This window comes from Streptomyces sp. NPDC028991 (genome assembly GCF_055564775.1).
This window is the reverse complement of sequence record NZ_JBVHVP010000004.1, coordinates 270,758-291,370: the sequence shown is the minus strand read 5'-3', so window position 1 is coordinate 291,370 and position 20,613 is coordinate 270,758. Positions and strand designations below refer to the sequence as shown.

Below are 20,613 nucleotides of genomic sequence, written 5' to 3'. Positions count from 1 at the left end.
GTCACCACATCCACCACCGCGCGCCAACCACCCGAGGCGGCACCGGGCGATCCGGAGGCGAAGCGTAGACACCTCGGAGACGCCCAGGAGACGCCCAGGAGAGGCGTGGAGATGCCTCGGAGACACCCCGCCGACAAACCCGGCACGGACGGACGGACGGACGGACGGGCGGACGGGCGGCCCTAGAGAACGTGCCCCGGTTCGCCCTTCCCGTCCACCACGGGACGGCCTGCCGCGGCCCACACCTGCATGCCGCCGTCCACGTTCACGGCGTCGATGCCCTGCTGGGCCAGATACATGGTGACCTGCGCCGAGCGACCGCCGGAGCGGCAGATCACGTGGATCCGGCCGTCCTGGGGCGCGGCCTCGGTCAGCTCACCGTAACGGGCCACGAACTCGCTGATGGGAATGTGCAGTGCCCCGGCGGCGTGACCCGCCTGCCACTCGTCGTCCTCGCGGACGTCCAGCAGGAAGTCGCCGTCCTTGAGGTCCGTGACCTCCACCGTGGGCACACCAGCTCCGAAACTCATGCCTCAGACGCTACCGGAGCCACCGTCCGGCTCAGGCCCGCCCGAGCGCCGCCGCCAGCTCGGCCTCCCGCTCCCGCACCTGGGTCGCCAACTGCTCGGCGATCTCCTCCAGCAGCCGGTCGGGGTCGTCCGGGGCCAGCCGGAGCATGCCGCCGATCGCGCTCTCCTCCAGCTCCTTGGCGAGCAGCGTGAGCATCTCCTTGCGCCGGTCGAGCCACTCGAGGCGGGCGTACAGCTCCTCTCCTCGGCTCGGGCGGCGCTCGGGCGCCGGGCCGGCGGCCCACTCCGCGGCCAGCTCCCGCAGCCGGCCCGCGTCGCCACGGGCGTAGGCGGCGTTGACGCGGGTGATGAACTCCTCGCGCCGGGTCCGCTCCTCGTCCTCCTGCGCCAGGTCGGGGTGGGCCTTGCGGACCAGCTCGCGGTAAAGCTTGCGGGCCTCCTCACCCGGCCGCACCCGCTGCGGGGGGCGTACCTGCTGGTCCGTGAGCATCGCCGTGGCCTCCGGGAACAGCCCGTCCCCGTCCATCCAGCCGTTCAGCAGCTCCTCGACCCCGGGGATCGGCATCAGCCGGGACCGCGCCTCGTCGGCCCGGCGCCGGTCGTCGGCATCACCGGTGCGGGCGGCCCTGGCCTCCAGGATCTGCGCCTCCAGCTCCTCGAGCCGCGCGTACACCGGACCGAGCCGCTGTTCGTGCAGCCGGGAGAAGTTCTCGACCTCCACTCGGAAGGTCTCCAGTGCGATCTCGTACTCGATGAGTGCCTGCTCGGCGGCCCGTACGGCCTGTTCCAGCCGTTCCTCGGGACGCGGCGCACCCCCCTGCTCGGGCTCAGTTTCCGGCGTCGTCACCCGTCCAGCCTAGGCCACGATGCCGCCCGCCCCACCGGGTCGCGGGAGCCCTACACCCCCAGCTCCGCCGCGATCCGCCCCGCCCGCACCGCGGTGACCAGCTCGGCGTGGTCGGCCTCCGTGCGGTCGGCGTAGGCGACGGCGAAGGCGGCCACCGCCTCGTCCAGCTCGTCGTTCTTGCCGCAGTACCCGGCGACGAGCCGCGGGTCGGCACTGTGCGCGTGGGCGCGGGCCAGCAGGGCGCCGGTCATGCGGCCGTAGTCGTCCATCTGGTCGGCGGCCAGCGCCGTGGCGTCCACACTGCCCTTGCGGTTGCGGAACTGCCGCACCTGGAACGGCCGCCCGTCGACCGTGGTCCAGCCCAGCAGCATGTCGCTGACCACCTGCATCCGCTTCTGCCCCATGACCACCCGGCGCCCCTCGTGCTCGACGTCGGGCGCGTCGAAACCGGCGGTCCTCAGGTGGGGCAGCAGCACGGAGGGCCGGGCCTCCTTCACCTGGAGCACGAGCGGTTCGCCGCGGTGGTCCAGGAGCAGCACGACGTACGACCGCGTGCCCACGCTGCCGGTGCCCACGACCCGGAAGGCGACATCGTGCACCGCGTACCGGGCCAGCAGCGGGAGCCGGTCCTCGGAGAGCGTGGCCAGGTACGACTCCAGGGCGGCCGCGACCGCCGCCGCCTCACCGGCCGGGACCCGCCGCAGCACCGGCGGGGCGTCGGCGAAGCGCCGCCCGCCGTCCTCGGTGGCCTCGGTGGACTTGGCGGCGAAACGCCCGCTGGTGTTGGCCCGCGCCTTCTCGGCGACCCGCTCCAGCGTGCCGAGCAAATCGTGGGCGTCGGTGTGGGAGACGAGCTCCTCGTCGGCGATGGCGTTCCAGGCGTCCAGCGCCGGGAGCTTCGCCAGCAGCCGCATGGTGCGCCGGTAGGCGCCCGCCGTGTCGTGGGCGGCCTCGCGGCAGGTGTCCTCGTCGGCACCGGCCTCCCGGCCCGCCAGGACGATCGATGCGGCCAGGCGCTTGAGGTCCCACTCCCAGGGGCCGTGCACCGTCTCGTCGAAGTCGTTCAGGTCGATGACCAGGCCGCCGCGGGCGTCGCCGTAGAGACCGAAGTTGGCGGCGTGCGCGTCGCCGCAGAGCTGGGCACCGATCCCGGTCGTCGGCGTACGCGCCAGGTCGTACGCCATGAGCCCCGCCGACCCGCGCAGGAAGGCGAACGGGGTGGCCGCCATCCGTCCTACTCGCATCGGGGTGAGCCCGGGTATCCGGCCGCGGTTGGATGCCTCGACCGCGCTCACCGCGTCCGGGCGGGCGGCGCCCAGGCGGAGGTCGGCGTGCGCGGAACGCGGAACGCGCGTACGCAGTTCCTTGCCCTCCGCCTTCGGTGAGCCGCCGACGGGCCATCGCGCGAACCCCGGCACGACGGGCACCCGCACGCCCCCCTGCGGCTCCGCACCCGGACGCGAACCCGTCGCCGTCCCCGCAGTCGCCTCCGCCGTCGTCCCCGCCGTCGCCTCGGTCATCGCGGCCGCCTCCCCGTACTCGCACCCGTGCCGTACCCGTGTCCGCGCCGCGCCCTCTCCGGGCACCGGCGCGCCACGACCGTACCCCCGGGCGAACCGCCCGTACACGGGCCCCGGCCCCCCGTCCAACAGCGCCCCCCGTCCCGCATAACGCCGGGCAGGGGGCGAAGCAGGGGGTGCCCGGCCCCCCACCGGGGCGCATACGGTTTCCAGCGATCAGCACGGAGCGCGCTCGCCGAAGCGACGACAGCCTGCCCCGCGCCGGACGGACGCGCTCCCCGTCCCCGACGTCCCGGATGTCGCACGTCCCGCCCAGCTTCCCCAGGGACCACCCCCACCGAGGAGACCGAGGAACCGCCATGACCTCCGACACCCCCACCACCCCCGGCGAACCCGGCGTCGTCCCCGGCCCCGACGCCGACGGCCACGGCGACGGCGACGGCGACGGCGACCGTGGCATCAGCCGCAAGACGCTGCTCAGGGCGGCCGTCGCCGCGGGCGCCGCCGTCCCGCTGCTCGCCACCGGCTCCCTCGCGCTCGCCCGGGACGCCGCCCGCTCCTCCACCGGCCGGACCCTGCCGCCGACCCCCTTCTGCGACGACGGCGACGACCCGACGCCCGACCAGATGGAGGGCCCCTACTTCAAACCGAACTCCCCGCTGCGCACCAACCTGGTGACGCCCGGCACCGCCGGCACCCGGCTCACCGTCAGCGGATACGTCTTCGGCCGCAACTGCGTCCCGCTGTCCGGGGTGCTCCTCGACTTCTGGCAGGCCGACAACGCCGGCGCCTACGACATGGCCGGATACGCCTTCCGCGGCCACCAGTTCACCGACGCCACCGGCGCCTTCTCGCTGCGGACGATCGTCCCCGGCCTCTACCCGGGCCGCACCCGGCACATCCACGTCAAGGCGCAGGCCCCCGGCAGGCCCGTACTGACCACCCAGCTCTACTTCCCCGGTGAGCCCCGCAACAGCACGGACGCCCTCTTCGACCCCGCGCTGCTGATGAACGTCCGCGGTGCCGGCGGCGGAAAGGAGGCGAGTTTCGACTTCGTCCTGAACGTGAACGGCGATCCGGGCCCCACCGACCCGCCGACCGACCCGCCCACCGACCCGCCGAACGGCACCTGGGCGACCGGCCGCTCCTACGCCGCCGGCGACGCCGTCACGTACGGCGGCGGTTCCTACCGCTGCCTCCAGGCGCACACCTCGATGGCCGGCTGGGAGCCGCCCAACGTGCCGGCCCTGTGGCGCCGCGAGTCCTGAGACCTTCCTCACAGCGCACCGCGTCCCACGGATCCCCCACAGCGCCCCACAGCGCGGGGTCCGGGCATGCGGAAGCCCCCCAGGTCCGAGACCTGGGGGGCTTCCGGCTGGTGCGCGAGGGGGGAGTTGAACCCCCACGCCCTTTCGGGCACTGGAACCTGAATCCAGCGCGTCTGCCTATTCCGCCACCCGCGCATTGGGTGTGTTTTCCGGCCCCGTCCCTTGCGGTGCGGCGCCTTCCGACACGAGAACATTAGCACGCTGGAAGGGGTGGATTCACATCCCTTCCCAGGCGGGGCAGGCCCGGGGAGCAGGGCACCCGCCCTCCTTCGGGCACTCGTCCCGGCCCGTGTCCGTTCACGTATCAACCTCGTACCGGTCCGGCCCGTCTCCCCAGTAGCCGGTAGGGGTCCGCAGTCAGGTGCGGGACACTGGTCTGCGGCCGCCTCTACGATCCTGGGCATGAGTACCTGCGGGAGAGCATCCCGGAGGACCCGGAGAGTTCGAAGGGGAGCTCCGGCGGGAACTCCGAGAGGCGTCGACACCCGTCGACCGGGCCGACAGGGGGAACCAGCCGATCGACCGGCGCGTGGATACGATCAGTAAGCAGTACCAGGTAGACAGTGCGCGGGTGAGCGGTACACGCGTAGGCAGTACGCAGGGCAGCAGTACGCAGGGCAGCAGTACGCAAGGCAGCAGTACGCAAGGCAGCAGTACGCAAGGCAGCAGTACGCAAGGCAGTGGACAGGACGGCAGCGACGGAGGAGGTGCCCCATGGGAGTCCTGAAGAAGTTCGAGCAGCGTCTCGAAGGTCTGGTCAACGGCACCTTCGCGAAGGTGTTCAAGTCCGAGGTGCAGCCCGTGGAGATCGCGGGAGCGCTCCAGCGCGAATGCGACAACAACGCGACCATCTGGAACCGCGACCGCACCGTCGTACCCAATGACTTCATCGTGGAACTGAGCACGCCCGACTTCGAGCGCCTCAGCCCGTACTCCGGCCAGCTCGGCGACGAGCTCGCCGGCATGGTCCGCGACTACGCCAAGCAGCAGCGCTACACCTTCATGGGACCGATCAAGGTCCACCTGGAGAAGGCGGACGACCTCGACACCGGCCTGTACCGGGTGCGCAGCCGTACGCTCGCCTCCTCCAGCAGCCACCAGGGCGGCCCGGCACCCGCGGGCCCCGCCGCGCCCGCCGCCCCCACCGGGCGCCCCGGCACACCCGGCGGCCCGGGCGGTGGCTACGGCTACCCGCCGGCCGCCGCCCCCGCGGGCGCCCCGCCCATGCCGGCCGCGCCGCCACCCGGCGGACGCCCCGGCGGATACGGCTACCCGCAGCCCGCGGGCGGCCAGCAGCCCCCGGCCGCACCCGCGGCCGGCGGACGCACCCGCCACTGGATCGAGATCAACGGCACCCGCCACCAGATCTCCCGCGCGACGCTCGTGCTCGGACGCAGCACCGAGGCCGACGTGCGGATCGACGACCCCGGCGTCTCCCGCCGGCACTGCGAGATCCGGACCGGAACGCCCTCGACGATCCAGGATCTCGGGTCCACCAACGGCATCGTGGTGGACGGGCAGCACACCACCCGCGCTACGCTCCGCGACGGCTCGCGGATCGTCGTGGGCAGCACCACCGTTATCTACAGGCAAGCCGAAGGGTGATCCGGGGGCAATGTCAGAGCTGACCCTCACGGTCATGCGGCTGGGTTTTCTCGCCGTATTGTGGCTGTTCGTGATCGTGGCCGTGCAGGTCATCCGCAGCGACCTGTTCGGCACGCGGGTCACCCAGCGCGGAGCGCGGCGCGACGCCGCCCGACCGCAGCAGGCCGCCGCGCGCCAAGGACAGGCGCCTCCACCGCAGCGCCAACAGCAGAGCGGCGGCCGGGGACGCCGGGGCGCCCCCACCAAACTGGTCGTCACGGAGGGCACCCTCACCGGCACCACCGTTGCCCTCCAGGGCCAGACCATCACGCTCGGCCGGGCACACGACTCGACGATCGTGCTGGACGACGACTACGCCTCCAGCCGCCATGCCAGGATCTACCCCGACCAGAACGGCCAGTGGATCGTCGAGGACCTGGGCTCCACCAACGGCACCTATCTGGACCGGTCCCGGCTGACGACCCCCACACCGATCGGGCCGGGGTCACCGATCCGCATCGGCAAGACCGTCATCGAGCTGCGGAAGTAGTGCTACACCAATGAATGAGCGCGAGCGGAGCGAGCACGCAGCGGCGGCCGGCACGCCGGGCCCCGGCGCGCTCCCGACCGGAGGGTGGGCAGTGTGGCTCGACACGACCGGCTGTACCCGGAGCCGACGGGCGAGGTGCGCATGAGTCTGTCACTGCGCTTCGCCGCCGGATCGCACAAGGGCATGATCCGGGAGGGCAACGAGGACTCCGGTTACGCCGGTCCGCGCCTGCTCGCCATCGCCGACGGCATGGGCGGCCAGGCCGCCGGCGAGGTCGCCTCCTCCGAGGTGATCTCCACCATCGTCGCCCTCGACGACGACGTGCCGGGTTCCGACATCCTCACCTCCCTCGGCACCGCCGTGCAGCGCGCCAACGACCAGCTGCGGCAGATGGTCGAGGAGGACCCCGCCCTCGAAGGCATGGGCACCACCCTCACCGCCCTCCTCTGGACCGGCCAGCGCCTCGGCCTCGTCCACGTCGGCGACTCCCGTGCGTACCTCCTGCGCGACGGCGTCCTCACCCAGATCACGCAGGACCACACCTGGGTGCAGCGCCTCGTCGACGAAGGACGCATCACCGAGGAGGAGGCCGGCACCCACCCGCAGCGCTCCCTGCTGATGCGCGCCCTCGGCAGCGGCGACCACGTCGAACCCGACCTGTCCATCCGCGAGGTGAGGGCCGGCGACCGCTACCTCATCTGCTCCGACGGACTCTCCGGTGTCGTCTCCCACCAGACGATGGAGGACACCCTCGCCAGCTACCAGGGCCCCCAGGAGACCGTCCAGGAGCTGATCCAGCTCGCCCTGCGCGGCGGCGGCCCCGACAACATCACCGTCATCATCGCCGACGTCCTCGACCTGGACACCGGCGACACCCTCGCCGGCCAGCTCTCCGACACCCCGATCGTGGTCGGCGCCGTCGCCGAGAACCAGGCCCAGTTCGGCGACAACGGCATCATGCAGACCCCCGCCGGCCGCGCCGCGGGCCTCGGCCGCCAGGGCGGACAGCGGGGCGGCGGCGGCGAGTTCGGCCCGCCCGGCAGCGGCGACACCACCGGCTACATCCCGTCCGGCGGCTTCGACGACTACGGCCCCGAGGACTTCGCCAAACCCCGCAAAAGCCGCAAGTGGCTGAAGAGATCCCTCTACACCGTGCTCGCCCTCGCCGTCATCGGCGGCGGCACGTACGGCGGCTGGCGCTGGACCCAGACCCAGTACTACGTCGGCACCAAGGACGACCACCTCGCGCTGTACCGGGGCATCAGCCAGGACCTCGCCTGGGTCTCCCTCTCGGAGATCCAGAAGGACCACCCCGAGATCGAACTCAAGTACCTGCCGCCGTACCAGCAGAAACTGGTCGAGGCCACCATCCCCGAGAGTGACCTGGCCGACGCCCGGGCGAAGATCGAGGAACTGGCAGTGCAGGCCTCCGCCTGCAAGAAGCAGGCCGACCGGCGCACCGCCGAGACCGAGAAGAACGCGAAGACGGGCGAGGGCGAGGCCGGAGGCACCACGGGAACCACCCCCGCCTCCTTCACGTCCAAGGCCTCACCGACCCCGAACCCGTCGGGGTCACCGAAGGCCCCCGAATCGTCCGAGTCCCCGTCCACGACCGCACCCACTCCAGGCTCCGGCCCGACCCTCTCGGAGGAAGAGCAGAAGGTCGTCTCGCTGTGCGGTAAGCAGTAGGCAAGCCGTGAGAGGCCCCGTCACACGATGAGCAGTACTTCCAACTCGCCGACGCACCACACGTCCACGATCGGCGCCATCGGCGCCCCCAGCCGGCGCAACACCGAGCTGGCCCTGCTCGTGTTCGCCGTCGTCATCCCGGTCTTCGCCTACGCCAACGTGGGACTGGCCATCAACGACGAGGTGCCCGCCGGCCTGCTGAGCTACGGCCTCGGCCTCGGCCTCCTGGCCGGCGTCGGACACCTCGTCGTACGCAAGTTCGCGCCGTACGCGGACCCCCTGATGCTGCCGCTGGCCACCCTGCTCAACGGACTGGGACTCGTCGCCATCTGGCGCCTCGACCAGTCCGAGCTGCTCCAGGACATCCAGCAGGCCGGCAACGCCGCGCCTCGCCAGCTGATGTACACCGCGATGGGCATCGCCCTGTTCGTCGCCGTGATGATCTTCCTCAAGGACCACCGCGTCCTGCAGCGCTACACCTACATCTCCATGGTCAGCGCGCTGTTCCTGCTGCTGCTCCCCCTGGTGCCGGGCCTGGGCAAGAACATCTACGGCGCCAAGATCTGGATCCAGGTCGGCTCCTTCTCCATCCAGCCCGGAGAGTTCGCCAAGATCGTCCTCGCGATCTTCTTCGCCGGCTACCTGATGGTGAAGCGCGACGCGCTGGCCCTGGCCAGCCGCCGTTTCATGGGCCTCTACCTGCCCCGCGGCCGCGACCTCGGCCCCATCCTCGTCGTCTGGATGGTCTCGATCCTCATCCTGGTCTTCGAGACCGACCTCGGCACCTCGCTGCTGTTCTTCGGCATGTTCGTGATCATGCTGTACGTCGCCACCGAGCGGACGAGCTGGATCGTCTTCGGTCTGCTGATGTCCGCCGTCGGCGCGGTCGGCGTCGCCACCTTCGAACCCCACATCCAGCAGCGCGTCGACGCCTGGCTCGACCCGATGAAGGAGTACACGCTCTCCCGCGCCGGCCAGGTCGGCCACTCCGAGCAGGCCATGCAGGCCCTGTGGGCCTTCGGCTCCGGCGGCACCCTCGGCACCGGCTGGGGCCAGGGCCACTCCGAGCTCATCCGGTTCGCCGCCAACTCCGACTTCATCCTCGCCACCTTCGGCGAGGAACTGGGCCTGGCCGGCCTCATGGCCCTGCTCCTGCTCTACGCGCTGATCGTGGAGCGCGGCGTGCGCACCGCCCTCGCCGCCCGCGACCCGTTCGGCAAGCTCCTCGCCATCGGCCTCTCCGGCGCCTTCGCCCTCCAGGTCTTCGTCGTCGCCGGCGGCGTCATGGGCCTCATCCCGCTCACCGGTATGACGATGCCCTTCCTGGCCTACGGAGGCTCCTCGGTCATCGCCAACTGGGCCCTGATCGGCATCCTGCTGCGCATCAGCGACACCGCCCGCAGACCGGCACCCGCCGCTCCCGCCAACCCGGATGCCGAGATGACCCAGGTGGTCCGACCGTGAACAAGCCACTGCGCCGCATCGCGATCTTCTGCGGCCTCCTCGTCCTCACCCTGCTCATCCGCGACAACTGGCTCCAGTACGTCCAGGCGGACGAGCTCAAGGAGGACGAGCACAACCGCCGCGTCGCCATCGAGCGCTATGCCGCACCGCGCGGCGACATCATCGTCGACGGCAAGGCCATCACCGGCCACGCCACCACCGAGGGCGACTTCAAGTACAAGCGCACCTACAAGGACGGCGCCATGTGGGCGCCCGTCACCGGGTACGTCTCCCAGGCCTACGGCGCCACCCAGCTCGAGGCCATCGACGACGGCATCCTCACCGGCAACGACGACCGGCTCTTCTTCCGCAACACCCTCGACATGATCACCGGAAAGAAGCGCGAGGGCGGCAACGTCGTCACCACCCTCGACAGCGCCGCCCAGCAGGCCGCCTACGACGGCCTGAAGAAGCAGGGCGCCAAGGGCGCCGTCGTCGCGCTCGAACCCTCCACGGGCAAGATCCTCTCGATGGCCTCCTACCCCTCGTACGACCCCACGTCGATCGCCGGCAGCAACGAAGCGGCCGGCGAGGCCTGGAACAGGCTCCAGAAGAAGAACAACCCGGACGACCCGATGCTCAACCGCGCCCTGCGCGAGGTCTACCCGCCCGGCTCCACCTTCAAGGTGCTCACCGCGGCGGCCGCCCTGGAGCACGGCCTGTACGACTCGGCGGACGAGAAGACCGACTCCCCCCTGCCCTGGACGATGCCCGGCACCACCACCGAACTGCCCAACGAGGGCGACCTCCCCTGTGAGGACGCCACCCTCCGCGAGGCACTGCGCGTGTCCTGCAACACCGTCTTCGGCAAGATCGGCTCCGACCTCGGCAACGAGAAGATGCTGGAGACGGCCGAGAAGTTCGGCTTCAACGAGGAGCAGTTCGTCCCCGTCCGCTCCAGCGCCTCGGTCTTCTCCGACGACATGGTGCCCTCGGAGGTCGCGCTCTCCTCCATCGGCCAGTTCAACACCGCCGCGACCCCGCTGCAGATGGCCATGGTCACCTCGGCCATCGCCAACGACGGCACCCTGATGAAGCCGTACATGGTGGACGAACTCCAGGCCCCCAATCTCGACACCATCGAGAAAACGGAACCCGAGGAGATGAGCGAGCCGCTCTCCGCGGACAACGCCGAGATCCTCCAGGACATGATGGAGACCGTCGTCGAGGACGGCACGGGAACCAACGCGCGGATCGACGGCGTCACCGTGGGCGGCAAGACCGGTACGGCGCAGCACGGTGTCGACAACAAGGAGAACCCCTACGCCTGGTTCATCTCCTACGCCAAGGGCGACGACGGCAGCGCGCCCGTCGCCGTGGCCGTGGTGATCGAGGACGAGAACGCCGTCCGTGACGACATCTCCGGCGGCGGCCTCGCGGCGCCGATCGCGAAGAACGTGATGGAAGCCGTTCTGGAGAGCAAGGAGTGACCACGGGCTGAACAGGACGTGACTCCGGTCACGTCCCCTTCACATAGGCGCACGTTGCGATACCGGTCCTGTATCGGGTATCGGGCTTGGCCAGGTCACCCGGAGCGAGCCGGGTACGGTAGGCCGGACGGCAGCCTCCGACCGTACAAGCATGCCGGTCGGGACCGACGGAGAGGGCTGGTAGTAACCATGGAAGAGCCGCGTCGCCTCGGCGGCCGGTACGAGCTGGGCCAGGTGCTCGGCCGTGGTGGCATGGCGGAGGTATACCTCGCGCACGACACCCGGCTCGGCCGCACCGTGGCAGTGAAGACGCTCCGCGCGGACCTCGCGCGCGACCCGTCCTTCCAGGCCCGCTTCCGCCGGGAGGCCCAGTCGGCCGCCTCGCTCAACCATCCCGCGATCGTGGCGGTCTACGACACGGGCGAGGACTACATCGACAACGTGTCGATCCCGTACATCGTCATGGAGTACGTCGACGGCTCCACACTCCGTGAGCTGCTCCACTCCGGCCGCAAACTGCTGCCGGAGCGGACGCTGGAGATGACCATCGGCATCCTCCAGGCGCTGGAGTACTCACACCGCGCCGGCATCGTCCACCGCGACATCAAGCCGGCCAACGTCATGCTCACGCGCAACGGCCAGGTCAAGGTCATGGACTTCGGCATCGCCCGCGCCATGGGCGACTCCGGCATGACCATGACCCAGACCGCCGCGGTCATCGGGACCGCCCAGTACCTCTCCCCGGAGCAGGCCAAGGGCGAGCAGGTCGACGCCCGCTCCGACCTGTACTCCACGGGCTGCCTGCTCTACGAGCTGCTGACCGTGCGTCCGCCCTTCGTGGGCGACTCCCCGGTGGCCGTCGCCTACCAGCACGTCCGCGAGGAACCGCAGACGCCCAGCGTCTTCGACCCCGAGATCACGCCCGAGATGGACGCGATCGTGCTGAAGGCCCTGGTCAAGGACCCCGACTACCGCTACCAGTCGGCCGACGAGATGCGCGCCGACATCGAGGCCTGCCTCGACGGCCAGCCGGTCGGCGCCACCGCGGCGCTCGGCGCCATGGCCGCGGGGGGCTACGGCGCCTACCCCGACGAGCAGCCGACCACCGCCCTGCGCTCGGACGCGGGCGGCGGCGCCACGACCATGCTGCCGCCCATGAACCCGGACGACGGCGCCTACGGCTACGACGACCGCCCCGACCGGCGCCGCCAGCAGCCGCGCAAGTCGAACACCTCCACGATCTTCCTGGTCCTGGCCGGCATCCTCGTCCTCGTCGGCGCGATCCTGATCGGCAAGTACGCGTTCAGCAGCGGAGGACCGGGCAACAACAAGGTCGACGTGCCCGCCTTCGTCGGACTGGCCAAGGCGGACGCCCAGCAACAGGCCACCAACGCCGAGCTGGAACTGGCCTTCACGCAGAAGCCCTGCGAGGACCAGAAGAAGGGCAACATCTGCTCGCAGGACCCAGCGCAGGGCACCAGCGTCGACAAGAAGTCCACCGTCAACCTGGTCGTCTCGACCGGCGCCCCCAAGGTCGCCGTGCCGAACGTCATCGACAAGAACGTCGACGAGGCCACCCAGCAGCTCACGGAGAAGGGCTTCAAGGTCGAGACCAAGCAGACCGAGTCCTCCCAGGACGAGGGCACCGTCCTCAGCCAGGACCCCGACCCGGGCAACGAGCTGGAGAAGGGCTCCACGGTGACCCTGGAGGTCGCCAAGGCCGAGGAGAAGGCCACCGTGCCCGACGTCGTCGGCCGCAGCTGCGACGAGGCCAAGGCCCAGATGCAGAACAACGACCTCGAAGCCACCTGCACGGACCAGCCCACCAACGACCCGAACCAGGTCGACAAGGTCATCTCCACCACCCCGCAAGGGGGCCAGCAGGTCGACAAGGGCTCGCAGGTGACGATCGTCGTCGGCAAGGCCGTGGAGAAGACCAAGGTCCCGGAGGTCAAGCTCGGCACGCCCCTGGGCCAGGCGAAGCAGATCCTGCAGCAGAGCGGCTTCACCAACGTCCAGCTCACGCCCGGCGCCCCGGGTGACGACAACGCCAAGGTGATCGCCATGAACCCGCAGCCCGGCACCGAGGTCGACGACCCGGCCGCCACGCCGATCACCCTCACGACCGTGGGCGGCGACAACGGCGGCAACAACGGCGGTAACAACAACGGCGGCATCATCGGCGGCCTCCGCGGCGACGACGACTGACGCACCCCGGTGACTCACGAACACGGCTAGAGCCCCGGCCCCTCCGAGCGGAGGGACCGGGGCTCTCTCCGGTCCGAAGCGGTGCTACGCGCTCTGCTTACGCCGACTGCTCACGCCGACTGCTCACGCCGACTGCTCACGCCGAGCGTCGTGCGAAGGACCGGGCCTTCTCGCGCCGCGCGGGATCGAACGCGTCCGTCGCGCCGGCCCCCTCGTCCCCGGGGCCCTGCTGCCAGCCGCCGATCTTGCGGGCGACTCCCTTCAGCCGCGGGTGCCCGGGCTTGACGGCGATCTCGAAGTGGGACTCCTTCACCGGCGTGAGGTCCCCGCCCCAGGCGACGACACCGTCCAGCTCGGCGAGGATGTCCCGCACCACGACGAGTTCGTTCGGGTACAGGCCGTTCTCCGCACCGACCGGGTACGAGAGAGGGCGGACGGCGATCGCCGTGCCGGACAGGTGGTTCGACTCGTAGTCCGTCGAGACCCGGCGTTCGCCCAGCCATCCGTGGACATCGCCGTCCCGCAGTGTGCCGATCTCATAGTGGAACCGGCGCGCCACGTACAGCAGGACCACGGCGGCGTCGCCGCCCGCGAGTCCGACCTTCTGGTCACTGCCCTCGATGCCGAACGACTCCGCCTTCTCCAGGACGGGCCAGCCGTTGGCGGTGCGGCCCTTCGCCCAGGAACCGGCGGTACCGGCCCCGTCGGCCGCGGTGGCCTGTCCGGCGGTCAGCAGCGAGCCGAGGGCGGCCGTACCCGCCGCGCCGGCCGTGACTCCGACGAAACGGCGTCTCGTCAGTTCACCCATCTTCATCCGTCTCTCCTTGGTCTCAGAGCAGTCGCCACCGCGGCGGCGAGGCACAGCACGCCGATCGCCGCCAGCAGGGCGAAGAACACAATGGCCGGGTTGACCCAGGAGGGAACAAGATCGAAGTTCTCGTTGCACTTGCTGTGCAGCGGGAACCAACGGCTGAACTCTTCCGCGTGCGCTTCCCGGTAGGCGTCGTCGTAGCGGACGCCATGGCCGTGGACGCAGGCCTCCTCGACATCCAGGCCCCCGGAGAGGATCCCGGTCAGGTAGGCGACCACGAATCCGCCGACACCGGTCGACACACCGGCCACGCCGAGGGACAGCCAGGTCCGGGGGTGCGCCCATCTGCCTTCGCGGACGGCCCGGACGCCACTGCGGCCTCCGGCGATCACGCCGAGGCACAGAACCCCGGCCACGGCGGCCACGACGAGGCCGCCGGTGCCGAGCAGGAGAAGCAGCGCGATGCCCATCACCGCGAGCCCGCCCAGGTAGGCGAGCCGCTCGGGCCGGAAGGTCTTGTTTCCCTGGGTCATGCGTCAGCCCTTGGCGGAACGCGAGGCGGTACGGCTGCGGGCCGCCTTGAGGAACGCCTCGTGGTTGGACCGGTACTGCGCCGCCTTGCGCTCCTCCATGCCCATGCGGGCGAGAAGAGCGTCCACGAATCCCTGCTCGAAGTTCTGGAGCTTGTCGAAACCACCCGGGGCATTCTGGTAGACGGCCGGCAGCACGGCACCCTTGAGGCTGATGAGCTGCTTGCGGGCCGGGCCCAGGACGGTGTCGGAGGCGGTCAGGGCGTTGTGGGCGGACTGCTTGCAGTCGGTGGCGTTGCCCCAGCGCTGGGTGAAGTAGTCGTTGAAGCGGCTCAGGCCGCCGCCACCCTGCTGGTACAGGCCCTTGACGGCCTCGACGACGGTCTTGTTGCCGCGGACCGCGCGGGCGATCAGGTAGCCGTCGGCGTCCTCGATGAGGTCGTTGAAGCCGAACGAGGACGACACTCCGGGCACGGCGAGCTTGGCGTGGCAGAACGCGAGGGGATCGGCGTACTCCGTCTCGGAGTTCCGCCAGTCCGACCAGAACGTCATCAGGTCACCGGCCCAGCCGCCGACGTCACCGCCGTTGGCGCCCTGCCTGTCGGACGGCTGGTCGGTCAGGAGGTGGGCGTTGGCCGTGGCCATCATGTGCTCGGCGCCCAGGTCGTAGCCGGTGAAGGGGTCCTTGAACGTCTTCTTGACGGACATGCCGCGGGCGTTGCAGTAGTCGACGAATCCCGTGTCGTACGCGCCGATCAGGTACCACCAGCCGATCTTGTTCAGCGTGTCCTTGTCGCCGTACTCGTGGTGGCGGATGTACTCCATCACGAGCTGGCTGCGCTTCTGACCGCTGGCTCCGTAGGAGCCGGCCAGGTCGTACAGCTTCTGGACGTAGCTGATGAAGTCGTCCGCCGGGCCGGCCTTGTCGTTGACCGAGGACACGCCACGGTCGAGGCCGGAGACGACGTCGCGGTCGAGGTCGAAGGAGTCGGTCCCGTTCTGGACCCTGAACTCCTTGATCTGGTTGAACGACCAGTTCCTTGGGATCGGGAAGCCGAGGTTGCCGGAGAACCCCCAGGACATTCCGGAGACGAAGGAGTACCGGGCGAACGTCTTGTTGGTGACGTTGATGCAGACGTTGCGGGAGCCGTAGACGCCGTGGTTGTACTTCTTGCCCTTGCTGGCGAGGGCGGCCTGCACGCCGTGGAAGTAGACGATGACGCCCTTCGGGGAGCCGTCGATGGCCTCCTGGGTGGCGTCGTAGTCGACGGCGAAGTAGATGGTGGTGCCGGGGTTGAAGCCGTAGCCGCTGGCCAGCTCGTGGGCGTTGAGGCCGTGCTGGTAGCCGTTGGCGTAGGTGAAGTCGTCCAGTTCGCGGGCGTTGTCCTGGTAGATGGGGAAGACGCTCAGCCCGTGCGAGAAGATCGTGTCCAGTTCCCCGGGCTTGATCTCCTTGTCCAGCGTGGAACCCGGCGGATCGTAGATGTAGCGGCCCACGATCTCGTAGCCGTGGTCCTTGAGCCACTTCGCGCGCGACGGGGTGATCTCGTAGCGCGTGTCCGAACCCGTGGCCGGCCGGTCGGGGTCGCCCATGGAGACCAGGAGCTGGGACCAGGTCTGGAAGTCGCCGTCCCCGTTGACGCTCAGCTTGTTGAACTTCTGGAAGGCACTGATCCACTCGGCGAGCCTGGCGTCGAAGGAGGAGCGCCAGGTGGTGCGGACCTCGTTCGAATCGGCGTCGTAGGTGGGGGAATTGAAGACACAGGCGGCGGAGAATATCCGGACCAGGGTGCCCGAGTCGCCCTGGGCGACGGAGTGGGAGCGCAGAGCCGCCTGCGTGCCGGGGCCGAAGTTCCCGTTCGGACCGGCGACCCCCAGCTCGTACTGGAGGGCGATCATGAGGGACTTCTGCACGTCCCGGGAGTAGATCCCGTCCGCGGGCCCGATGGTGTAGGCGCTCTTGTTCCAGTAGGCCCCGTTGAGCCACTGCTGGATGCCGCGGATCTCCTCGCTGCCGCCGGCGACGACGACGTAGGCGTCCATGTTGAGGATCGCCTTGATGATCTTCGCGTTGAGGGTGCCCTCCCCCTCGGGCAGGCCCATGTTGGAGCGGAGCTGCTTGACGGCTTCCCGGGTGACGCCGGTGAACCAGCCCTCGCTCTCCGGCTCGACGGCCCAGTAGCCCTTGCACCACATGCCGAACTGGACGCATGCCAGCAGGTCGCGGTTGTTGTCCCAGCCGAAGCCGATCTCGCCCAGGGCCTCCACGCGGGAGTAGGTTCCCGGGCCGAAGTTGGCGACGACCGGGCTGATGCCGAGTTCGTGCTGGAGGCCCATGGTCAGGCTGTACATGGTCGCCCAGCCGGTACGGCCGTCCTCGGGACAGCGCTGGTAGCCGGCGATGCTTCCGTACTTCTCGTTGACCCACTTCTGGGCTCTGAGGACTTGCTGATCCACGCGGGACCCTCTCTGCGCGATGGGGAGGTGGCGGGACGCGCTGCTCAGGCAGGGAGCGGGCCCGTGCCGTGTGCGCGTCCCCGGATCAGGGCCGGGCGGGCCGGCCCTGAGCGTCACGGATCAGCAGCGCGGCCCGTAGCTGCGCTTGCCGTTGATGAGCCAGGTGGTGTCCTTCTCGTTCCGCAGCATGTACGCGGCAGTGAAGCAGCCGGTGTCGGTGATGCGGATCGGACCGGCGTACGAGCCGTAGTAACCGTGGTCGGTGCCGCACCCCCCGCCGCTGGTCGTGCCGGGGCAGACGTTGAAGTACATCTCGTTCGCCCCGCCCGGCGTCCCGTTGTAGAAGACGACGCACAGGTATCCGGTGCCGCCCGCGTAGGCGACCATGTCGCCGTCGTCGTTGCCGCTGTCGCCCGGCAGGCGGCCGTCGACGTAGGCGATGGTCTGGTACGGGCCACCGCACGGATTCGACGCGGCCTGGGCCGGGGCCGCGCTCAGCGGAAGGAGGGCGGCGGCGAGCGCGAATATGCCGGCGACCAGGGACTTCTTGTTCATGCCAGGGTTCCTCTTGACTTGTTTTCGGGCATGGCGGAGCGGCCCCGGGCAAGCCGGAGCGCTTCTCTTCCGTTGGGCCGGGCGGGACCCGGCTCGACGAGCTGGTCGGCTCGTCCGGCGGGGCCTGGAGTTCCGGGGGCGGCCGGCCGGGAGTGGCCCGCACGCGTTTCACCGCGGCTGTGGGTACGAGGAGTCGCGGTCTGCCGCGTCAGCGGCATGGATCCGATGACACCCGCGCAGGACGGGCCGACAGCGGCACGGCATCTACGAACAACTCTTCCCCCCGGGTGGTCGGCCCGAAGATCACCCTACCGAAGTCGCCGGACATGACAAGAAGGGGGCGTTGCCGTCGCAACGGCCGCATCCGGTCCGCCTGCGCGGTGGCGGCGGGGACCGGCGGTCAGCGCAGTTCCGCCGGCGGAGTCCGCTCCCCGTCCACCTTCTCCGTGCGCACCAGCTCGCCCCAGACCACGTACCGGTACCGGCTCGTGTAGACCGGTGTGCAGGTCGTCAGGGTGATGTAGTGGCCGGCCTTCTTCCTGCCGGACTCCTCGGGGACCGCGTCGAGGACCTTGACGTTGTACTTCGACGTCTCGGGAAGGACCGCGTAGGTCTGGTAGACGTACCACTTGTCCTTGGTCTCGAAGACGATCGGGTCGCCCTTCTCGATCTTGTCGATGTCGTGGAACTTGGCCCCGTGCCCGTCCCGGTGCGCCGCCAGCGAGAAGTTGCCCTTCTTGCCCGAGGTCGGCAGCGCCGACTTGACCGGGTCGGTGTAGTAACCGGCCACGCCGTCGTTGAGGACCTTCATCGACGTGCCCTTCTCCACGAGGATGTCGCCGTTCCCCATCGCCGGCACGTGCAGGAAGCCGATGCCCGCCTTGGTGTCCAGCGCCCCCGGACCGTCCGGACCGACCCGGTCCTGGGCCCAGTCGTCACGGACCTTGTCGGCCTGTTTGTCCGCCGCGCGGTCGGCGACCACGTTCGTCCACCACAGGGAGTAGACGACGAACAGGCCGAGCACCAGGCCCGCGGTGATCAGGAGCTCGCCGAAGACGCTGACGGCCTGCGCGGCGATCCGCCCCGGACCGCGGCCGCGGCGGCGTGCCGAGGGCTCCGGTGGGCCGTCCGCGCCGGCGTGCTCTTCGTGCTCCGTGTCGGTGGTCGCTGCCACTGGTCATCCGCCCTTAACTGACGAGCGCATCCGGCTTGCCCTTGCTGCGCGGCCTTTCCTCGGCCATCTTGCCCCAGACGATCATCCGGTACTTGCTCGTGAACTCCGGCGTGCAGGTGGTGAGGGTGATGTAACGGCCGGGACCGGTGAAACCGGACTGCTTCGGCACCGGATCGAGGACACTGACGTTGCTCGGCGACGTCACCGGCAGGATCGACGCCATCTTGTAGACGAAGTACTTGTCCTGCGTCTCCACGACGATCGGGTCGCCCGGCTTCAGCTTGTTGATGTACCGGAACGGTTCACCGTGCGTGTTGCGATGCCCCGCCAGCCCGAAGTTGCCCGTCTTCGCCTCCGGCATCGCCGTCTTCAGCCCGCCCTCGGCGTAGTGCCCGACCATGCCCCGGTCCAGGACCTTCTTCTCGTCGATGCCCTCCGCGATCGGCACCACGACGTCCAGCTTGGGAATGTGCAGCAGCGCGAAGCCCTGCCCCGGCTCGAACGTCCCCGGGCTGCGCTTGCCGCTCGCCCAGTCGTCCTGGAGGTTGCTCGCCGCCTGGTCCGCCTGCGCCTGCGCCCGCACGTTCGTCCACCACAACTGGTACGTGACGAACAGCAGCATCAGCACGCCGGTCGTGATGAAGACCTCACCTATCGCACGGCTGGCGATCACCGCGGGTCCCGGCTTGCGGGCACGCGCCTGCCGACGCGCCTCAACGCGCGACAGAGGCGCTTTCGGCGCCTCGTCCGGCTCCGCTGCCGCCAACGGGCCCCGGGCGGCACCACGACGTCCGTGACGCCGTTTCGCGGCCTTCCTGCGGGCCGCGCGACCGCCGCCCACGGGTGGAGCGGTGGTTCTCCGCTCCGGCGGCGGGTCCGGAATCCGCAGCGCCACCGTCTCGTCGTCGCCGACGACCGGCCGGTACGGCACCTCCGAGGCGACGTCCTCGTGCCAACCGCCCCCGAACGCACCGGAATCCCCGTACGGCTGCCCGTACGAGGATCCCTGGTCACCGGCCGCGCCGGTGTCGCGCTCGGGGCGCAGCGCGGTCACGCCGTGGCCCTGCCCACCACCGGGGCGAGCCCCGCCGACCTCGCCACCGCGTCCTGGTCGCCGCACTCCGCCAGCCAGTTGGCCAGCATCCGGTGCCCGTGCTCGGTCAGCACCGACTCCGGATGGAACTGCACGCCCTCGACCGGCAGTTCCCGGTGGCGCAGCCCCATCACGATCCCGTCGTGGGTACGGGCCGTCACCTCCAGCTCGGCCGGCACCGTGGCCGGCTCCGCCGCCAGCGAGTGGTACCGCGTCGCCGTGAAGGGAGAGGGCAGACCCGCGAAGACGCCCCGGCCCGCGTGCTCGACCGGCGAGGTCTTGCCGTGCAGCAGCTCCGGCGCCCGGTCCACCACACCGCCGTACGCCACCTGCATCGCCTGCATGCCGAGGCAGACGCCGAAGACGGGCATCCCGGTCGCCGCGCAGTGCCGGACCATGTCGACGCAGACCCCCGCCTGCTCGGGCGTACCGGGGCCGGGAGAGAGCAGTACGCCGTCGAAGCCGTCCTGGGCGTGTGCCGTCGACACCTCGTCGTTGCGCAGCACCTCGCACTCGGCGCCCAGCTGGTAGAGGTACTGGACCAGGTTGAAGACGAAGCTGTCGTAGTTGTCGACGACGAGGATGCGCGCGCTCACTGGTTGTCCACCGTCACATCGTTGAAGGGAAGCAGCGGTTCGGCCCACGGGAAGACGTACTGGAAGAGGACGTAGACCACGGCCACCGCCAGCACGAGCGAGAGCAGCGCCTTCACCCACGCGTTCCCCGGCAGATGCCGCCAGATCCAGCCGTACATGCCGTCCCTTCCGTCGCACCACGGCGCCAGACTCACGCCGTACCGCACCA

The 20,613-nt window shown here is 70.2% G+C and carries 18 protein-coding genes and 1 tRNA gene; 7 read left to right on the top strand and 12 right to left on the bottom strand.

From position 1 onward, the window contains the following. Nucleotides 1–182 precede the first annotated feature (182 nt). The 3 genes from ACZ4V1_RS11560 to ACZ4V1_RS11550 are packed head-to-tail and all read right to left on the bottom strand — an operon-like array spanning nucleotide 183 to nucleotide 2,897. Nucleotides 183–512, bottom strand: coding sequence for a rhodanese-like domain-containing protein (locus ACZ4V1_RS11560; RefSeq protein WP_376674595.1), 330 nt, complete (start codon nucleotides 510–512; stop codon nucleotides 183–185). A 49-nt stretch (nucleotides 513–561) separates the two neighbouring features. Beyond that, the gene (locus ACZ4V1_RS11555) at nucleotides 562–1,377 is read right to left on the bottom strand and encodes a hypothetical protein (protein WP_468332946.1); all 816 of its coding nucleotides are present in this window, start codon (nucleotides 1,375–1,377) and stop codon (nucleotides 562–564) included. 50 nt (nucleotides 1,378–1,427) lie between these two features. Continuing rightward, nucleotides 1,428–2,897, bottom strand: a complete 1,470-nt coding sequence (locus ACZ4V1_RS11550) for a DUF2252 domain-containing protein (RefSeq protein ID WP_468332943.1) — start codon at nucleotides 2,895–2,897, stop codon at nucleotides 1,428–1,430. 359 nt (nucleotides 2,898–3,256) lie between these two features. On the opposite strand from ACZ4V1_RS11550, the gene ACZ4V1_RS11545 reads away from it, so the two are divergent. Beyond that, entirely contained in the window at nucleotides 3,257–4,165 is a 909-nt protein-coding gene (locus tag ACZ4V1_RS11545) for a dioxygenase family protein (protein WP_468332940.1), read from the top strand. Between the two features lie 108 nt (nucleotides 4,166–4,273). Here ACZ4V1_RS11545 and ACZ4V1_RS11540 read toward each other — a convergent pair. Continuing rightward, nucleotides 4,274–4,360, bottom strand: a tRNA-Leu gene (locus ACZ4V1_RS11540). A gap of 579 nt (nucleotides 4,361–4,939) precedes the next feature. On the opposite strand from ACZ4V1_RS11540, the gene fhaA reads away from it, so the two are divergent. The 6 genes from fhaA (at nucleotide 4,940) to pknB (ending at nucleotide 13,189) form a co-directional block, all read left to right on the top strand. Beyond that, on the top strand, nucleotides 4,940–5,830 hold the full coding sequence (gene fhaA, locus ACZ4V1_RS11535; RefSeq protein WP_468332937.1) for an antibiotic biosynthesis regulator FhaA: 891 nt from the start codon (nucleotides 4,940–4,942) through the stop codon (nucleotides 5,828–5,830). A gap of 10 nt (nucleotides 5,831–5,840) precedes the next feature. Continuing rightward, nucleotides 5,841–6,359, top strand: a complete 519-nt coding sequence (fhaB, locus tag ACZ4V1_RS11530; RefSeq protein WP_121748050.1) for an antibiotic biosynthesis regulator FhaB — start codon at nucleotides 5,841–5,843, stop codon at nucleotides 6,357–6,359. A gap of 141 nt (nucleotides 6,360–6,500) precedes the next feature. Continuing rightward, a complete protein-coding gene (locus ACZ4V1_RS11525; RefSeq protein WP_468333530.1) occupies nucleotides 6,501–8,048 on the top strand; it encodes a Stp1/IreP family PP2C-type Ser/Thr phosphatase in 1,548 nt (515 codons plus the stop codon). 27 nt (nucleotides 8,049–8,075) lie between these two features. Then, nucleotides 8,076–9,512 carry an FtsW/RodA/SpoVE family cell cycle protein gene (locus ACZ4V1_RS11520; RefSeq protein WP_468332934.1) on the top strand — a complete coding sequence of 479 codons (1,437 nt, stop codon included), beginning with the start codon at nucleotides 8,076–8,078 and terminating at the stop codon, nucleotides 9,510–9,512. Next, complete coding sequence (locus ACZ4V1_RS11515) at nucleotides 9,509–10,981, top strand: peptidoglycan D,D-transpeptidase FtsI family protein (protein ID WP_468332931.1); 1,473 nt, start codon at nucleotides 9,509–9,511, stop codon at nucleotides 10,979–10,981. The genes ACZ4V1_RS11520 and ACZ4V1_RS11515 overlap by 4 nt, the downstream gene beginning before the upstream one ends. Nucleotides 10,982–11,170: 189 nt before the next feature. Continuing rightward, nucleotides 11,171–13,189, top strand: a complete 2,019-nt coding sequence (gene pknB, locus ACZ4V1_RS11510; protein ID WP_468332928.1) for a Stk1 family PASTA domain-containing Ser/Thr kinase — start codon at nucleotides 11,171–11,173, stop codon at nucleotides 13,187–13,189. Nucleotides 13,190–13,325: 136 nt separating this feature from the next. On the opposite strand, the gene ACZ4V1_RS11505 is transcribed toward pknB, so the two are convergent. The 8 genes from ACZ4V1_RS11505 to ACZ4V1_RS11470 form a co-directional block, all read right to left on the bottom strand. Beyond that, nucleotides 13,326–13,997: a M15 family metallopeptidase domain-containing protein gene (locus ACZ4V1_RS11505; protein WP_468333527.1), complete on the bottom strand. Its 672-nt coding sequence runs from the start codon at nucleotides 13,995–13,997 to the stop codon at nucleotides 13,326–13,328. A gap of 2 nt (nucleotides 13,998–13,999) precedes the next feature. After that, nucleotides 14,000–14,533 (bottom strand): hypothetical protein, encoded by a 534-nt coding sequence (locus ACZ4V1_RS11500; protein ID WP_468332925.1) that lies wholly within the window; start codon nucleotides 14,531–14,533, stop codon nucleotides 14,000–14,002. A 3-nt stretch (nucleotides 14,534–14,536) separates the two neighbouring features. Next, entirely contained in the window at nucleotides 14,537–16,987 is a 2,451-nt protein-coding gene (locus tag ACZ4V1_RS11495) for a glycoside hydrolase domain-containing protein (RefSeq protein ID WP_468332922.1), read from the bottom strand. Nucleotides 16,988–17,107: 120 nt separating this feature from the next. After that, nucleotides 17,108–17,542 (bottom strand): hypothetical protein, encoded by a 435-nt coding sequence (locus ACZ4V1_RS11490; protein WP_468332919.1) that lies wholly within the window; start codon nucleotides 17,540–17,542, stop codon nucleotides 17,108–17,110. 400 nt (nucleotides 17,543–17,942) lie between these two features. Further along, complete coding sequence (locus ACZ4V1_RS11485) at nucleotides 17,943–18,716, bottom strand: class E sortase (protein WP_468332916.1); 774 nt, start codon at nucleotides 18,714–18,716, stop codon at nucleotides 17,943–17,945. A 13-nt stretch (nucleotides 18,717–18,729) separates the two neighbouring features. Then, complete coding sequence (locus ACZ4V1_RS11480) at nucleotides 18,730–19,770, bottom strand: class E sortase (RefSeq protein WP_468332913.1); 1,041 nt, start codon at nucleotides 19,768–19,770, stop codon at nucleotides 18,730–18,732. After that, the gene (locus ACZ4V1_RS11475) at nucleotides 19,767–20,405 is read right to left on the bottom strand and encodes an aminodeoxychorismate/anthranilate synthase component II (RefSeq protein ID WP_468332910.1); all 639 of its coding nucleotides are present in this window, start codon (nucleotides 20,403–20,405) and stop codon (nucleotides 19,767–19,769) included. Before ACZ4V1_RS11475 ends, ACZ4V1_RS11480 begins: the two co-directional genes overlap by 4 nt. After that, a complete protein-coding gene (locus ACZ4V1_RS11470; protein WP_174532177.1) occupies nucleotides 20,402–20,599 on the bottom strand; it encodes a hypothetical protein in 198 nt (65 codons plus the stop codon). Before ACZ4V1_RS11470 ends, ACZ4V1_RS11475 begins: the two co-directional genes overlap by 4 nt. Between the last annotated feature and the right edge of the window lie 14 nt (nucleotides 20,600–20,613).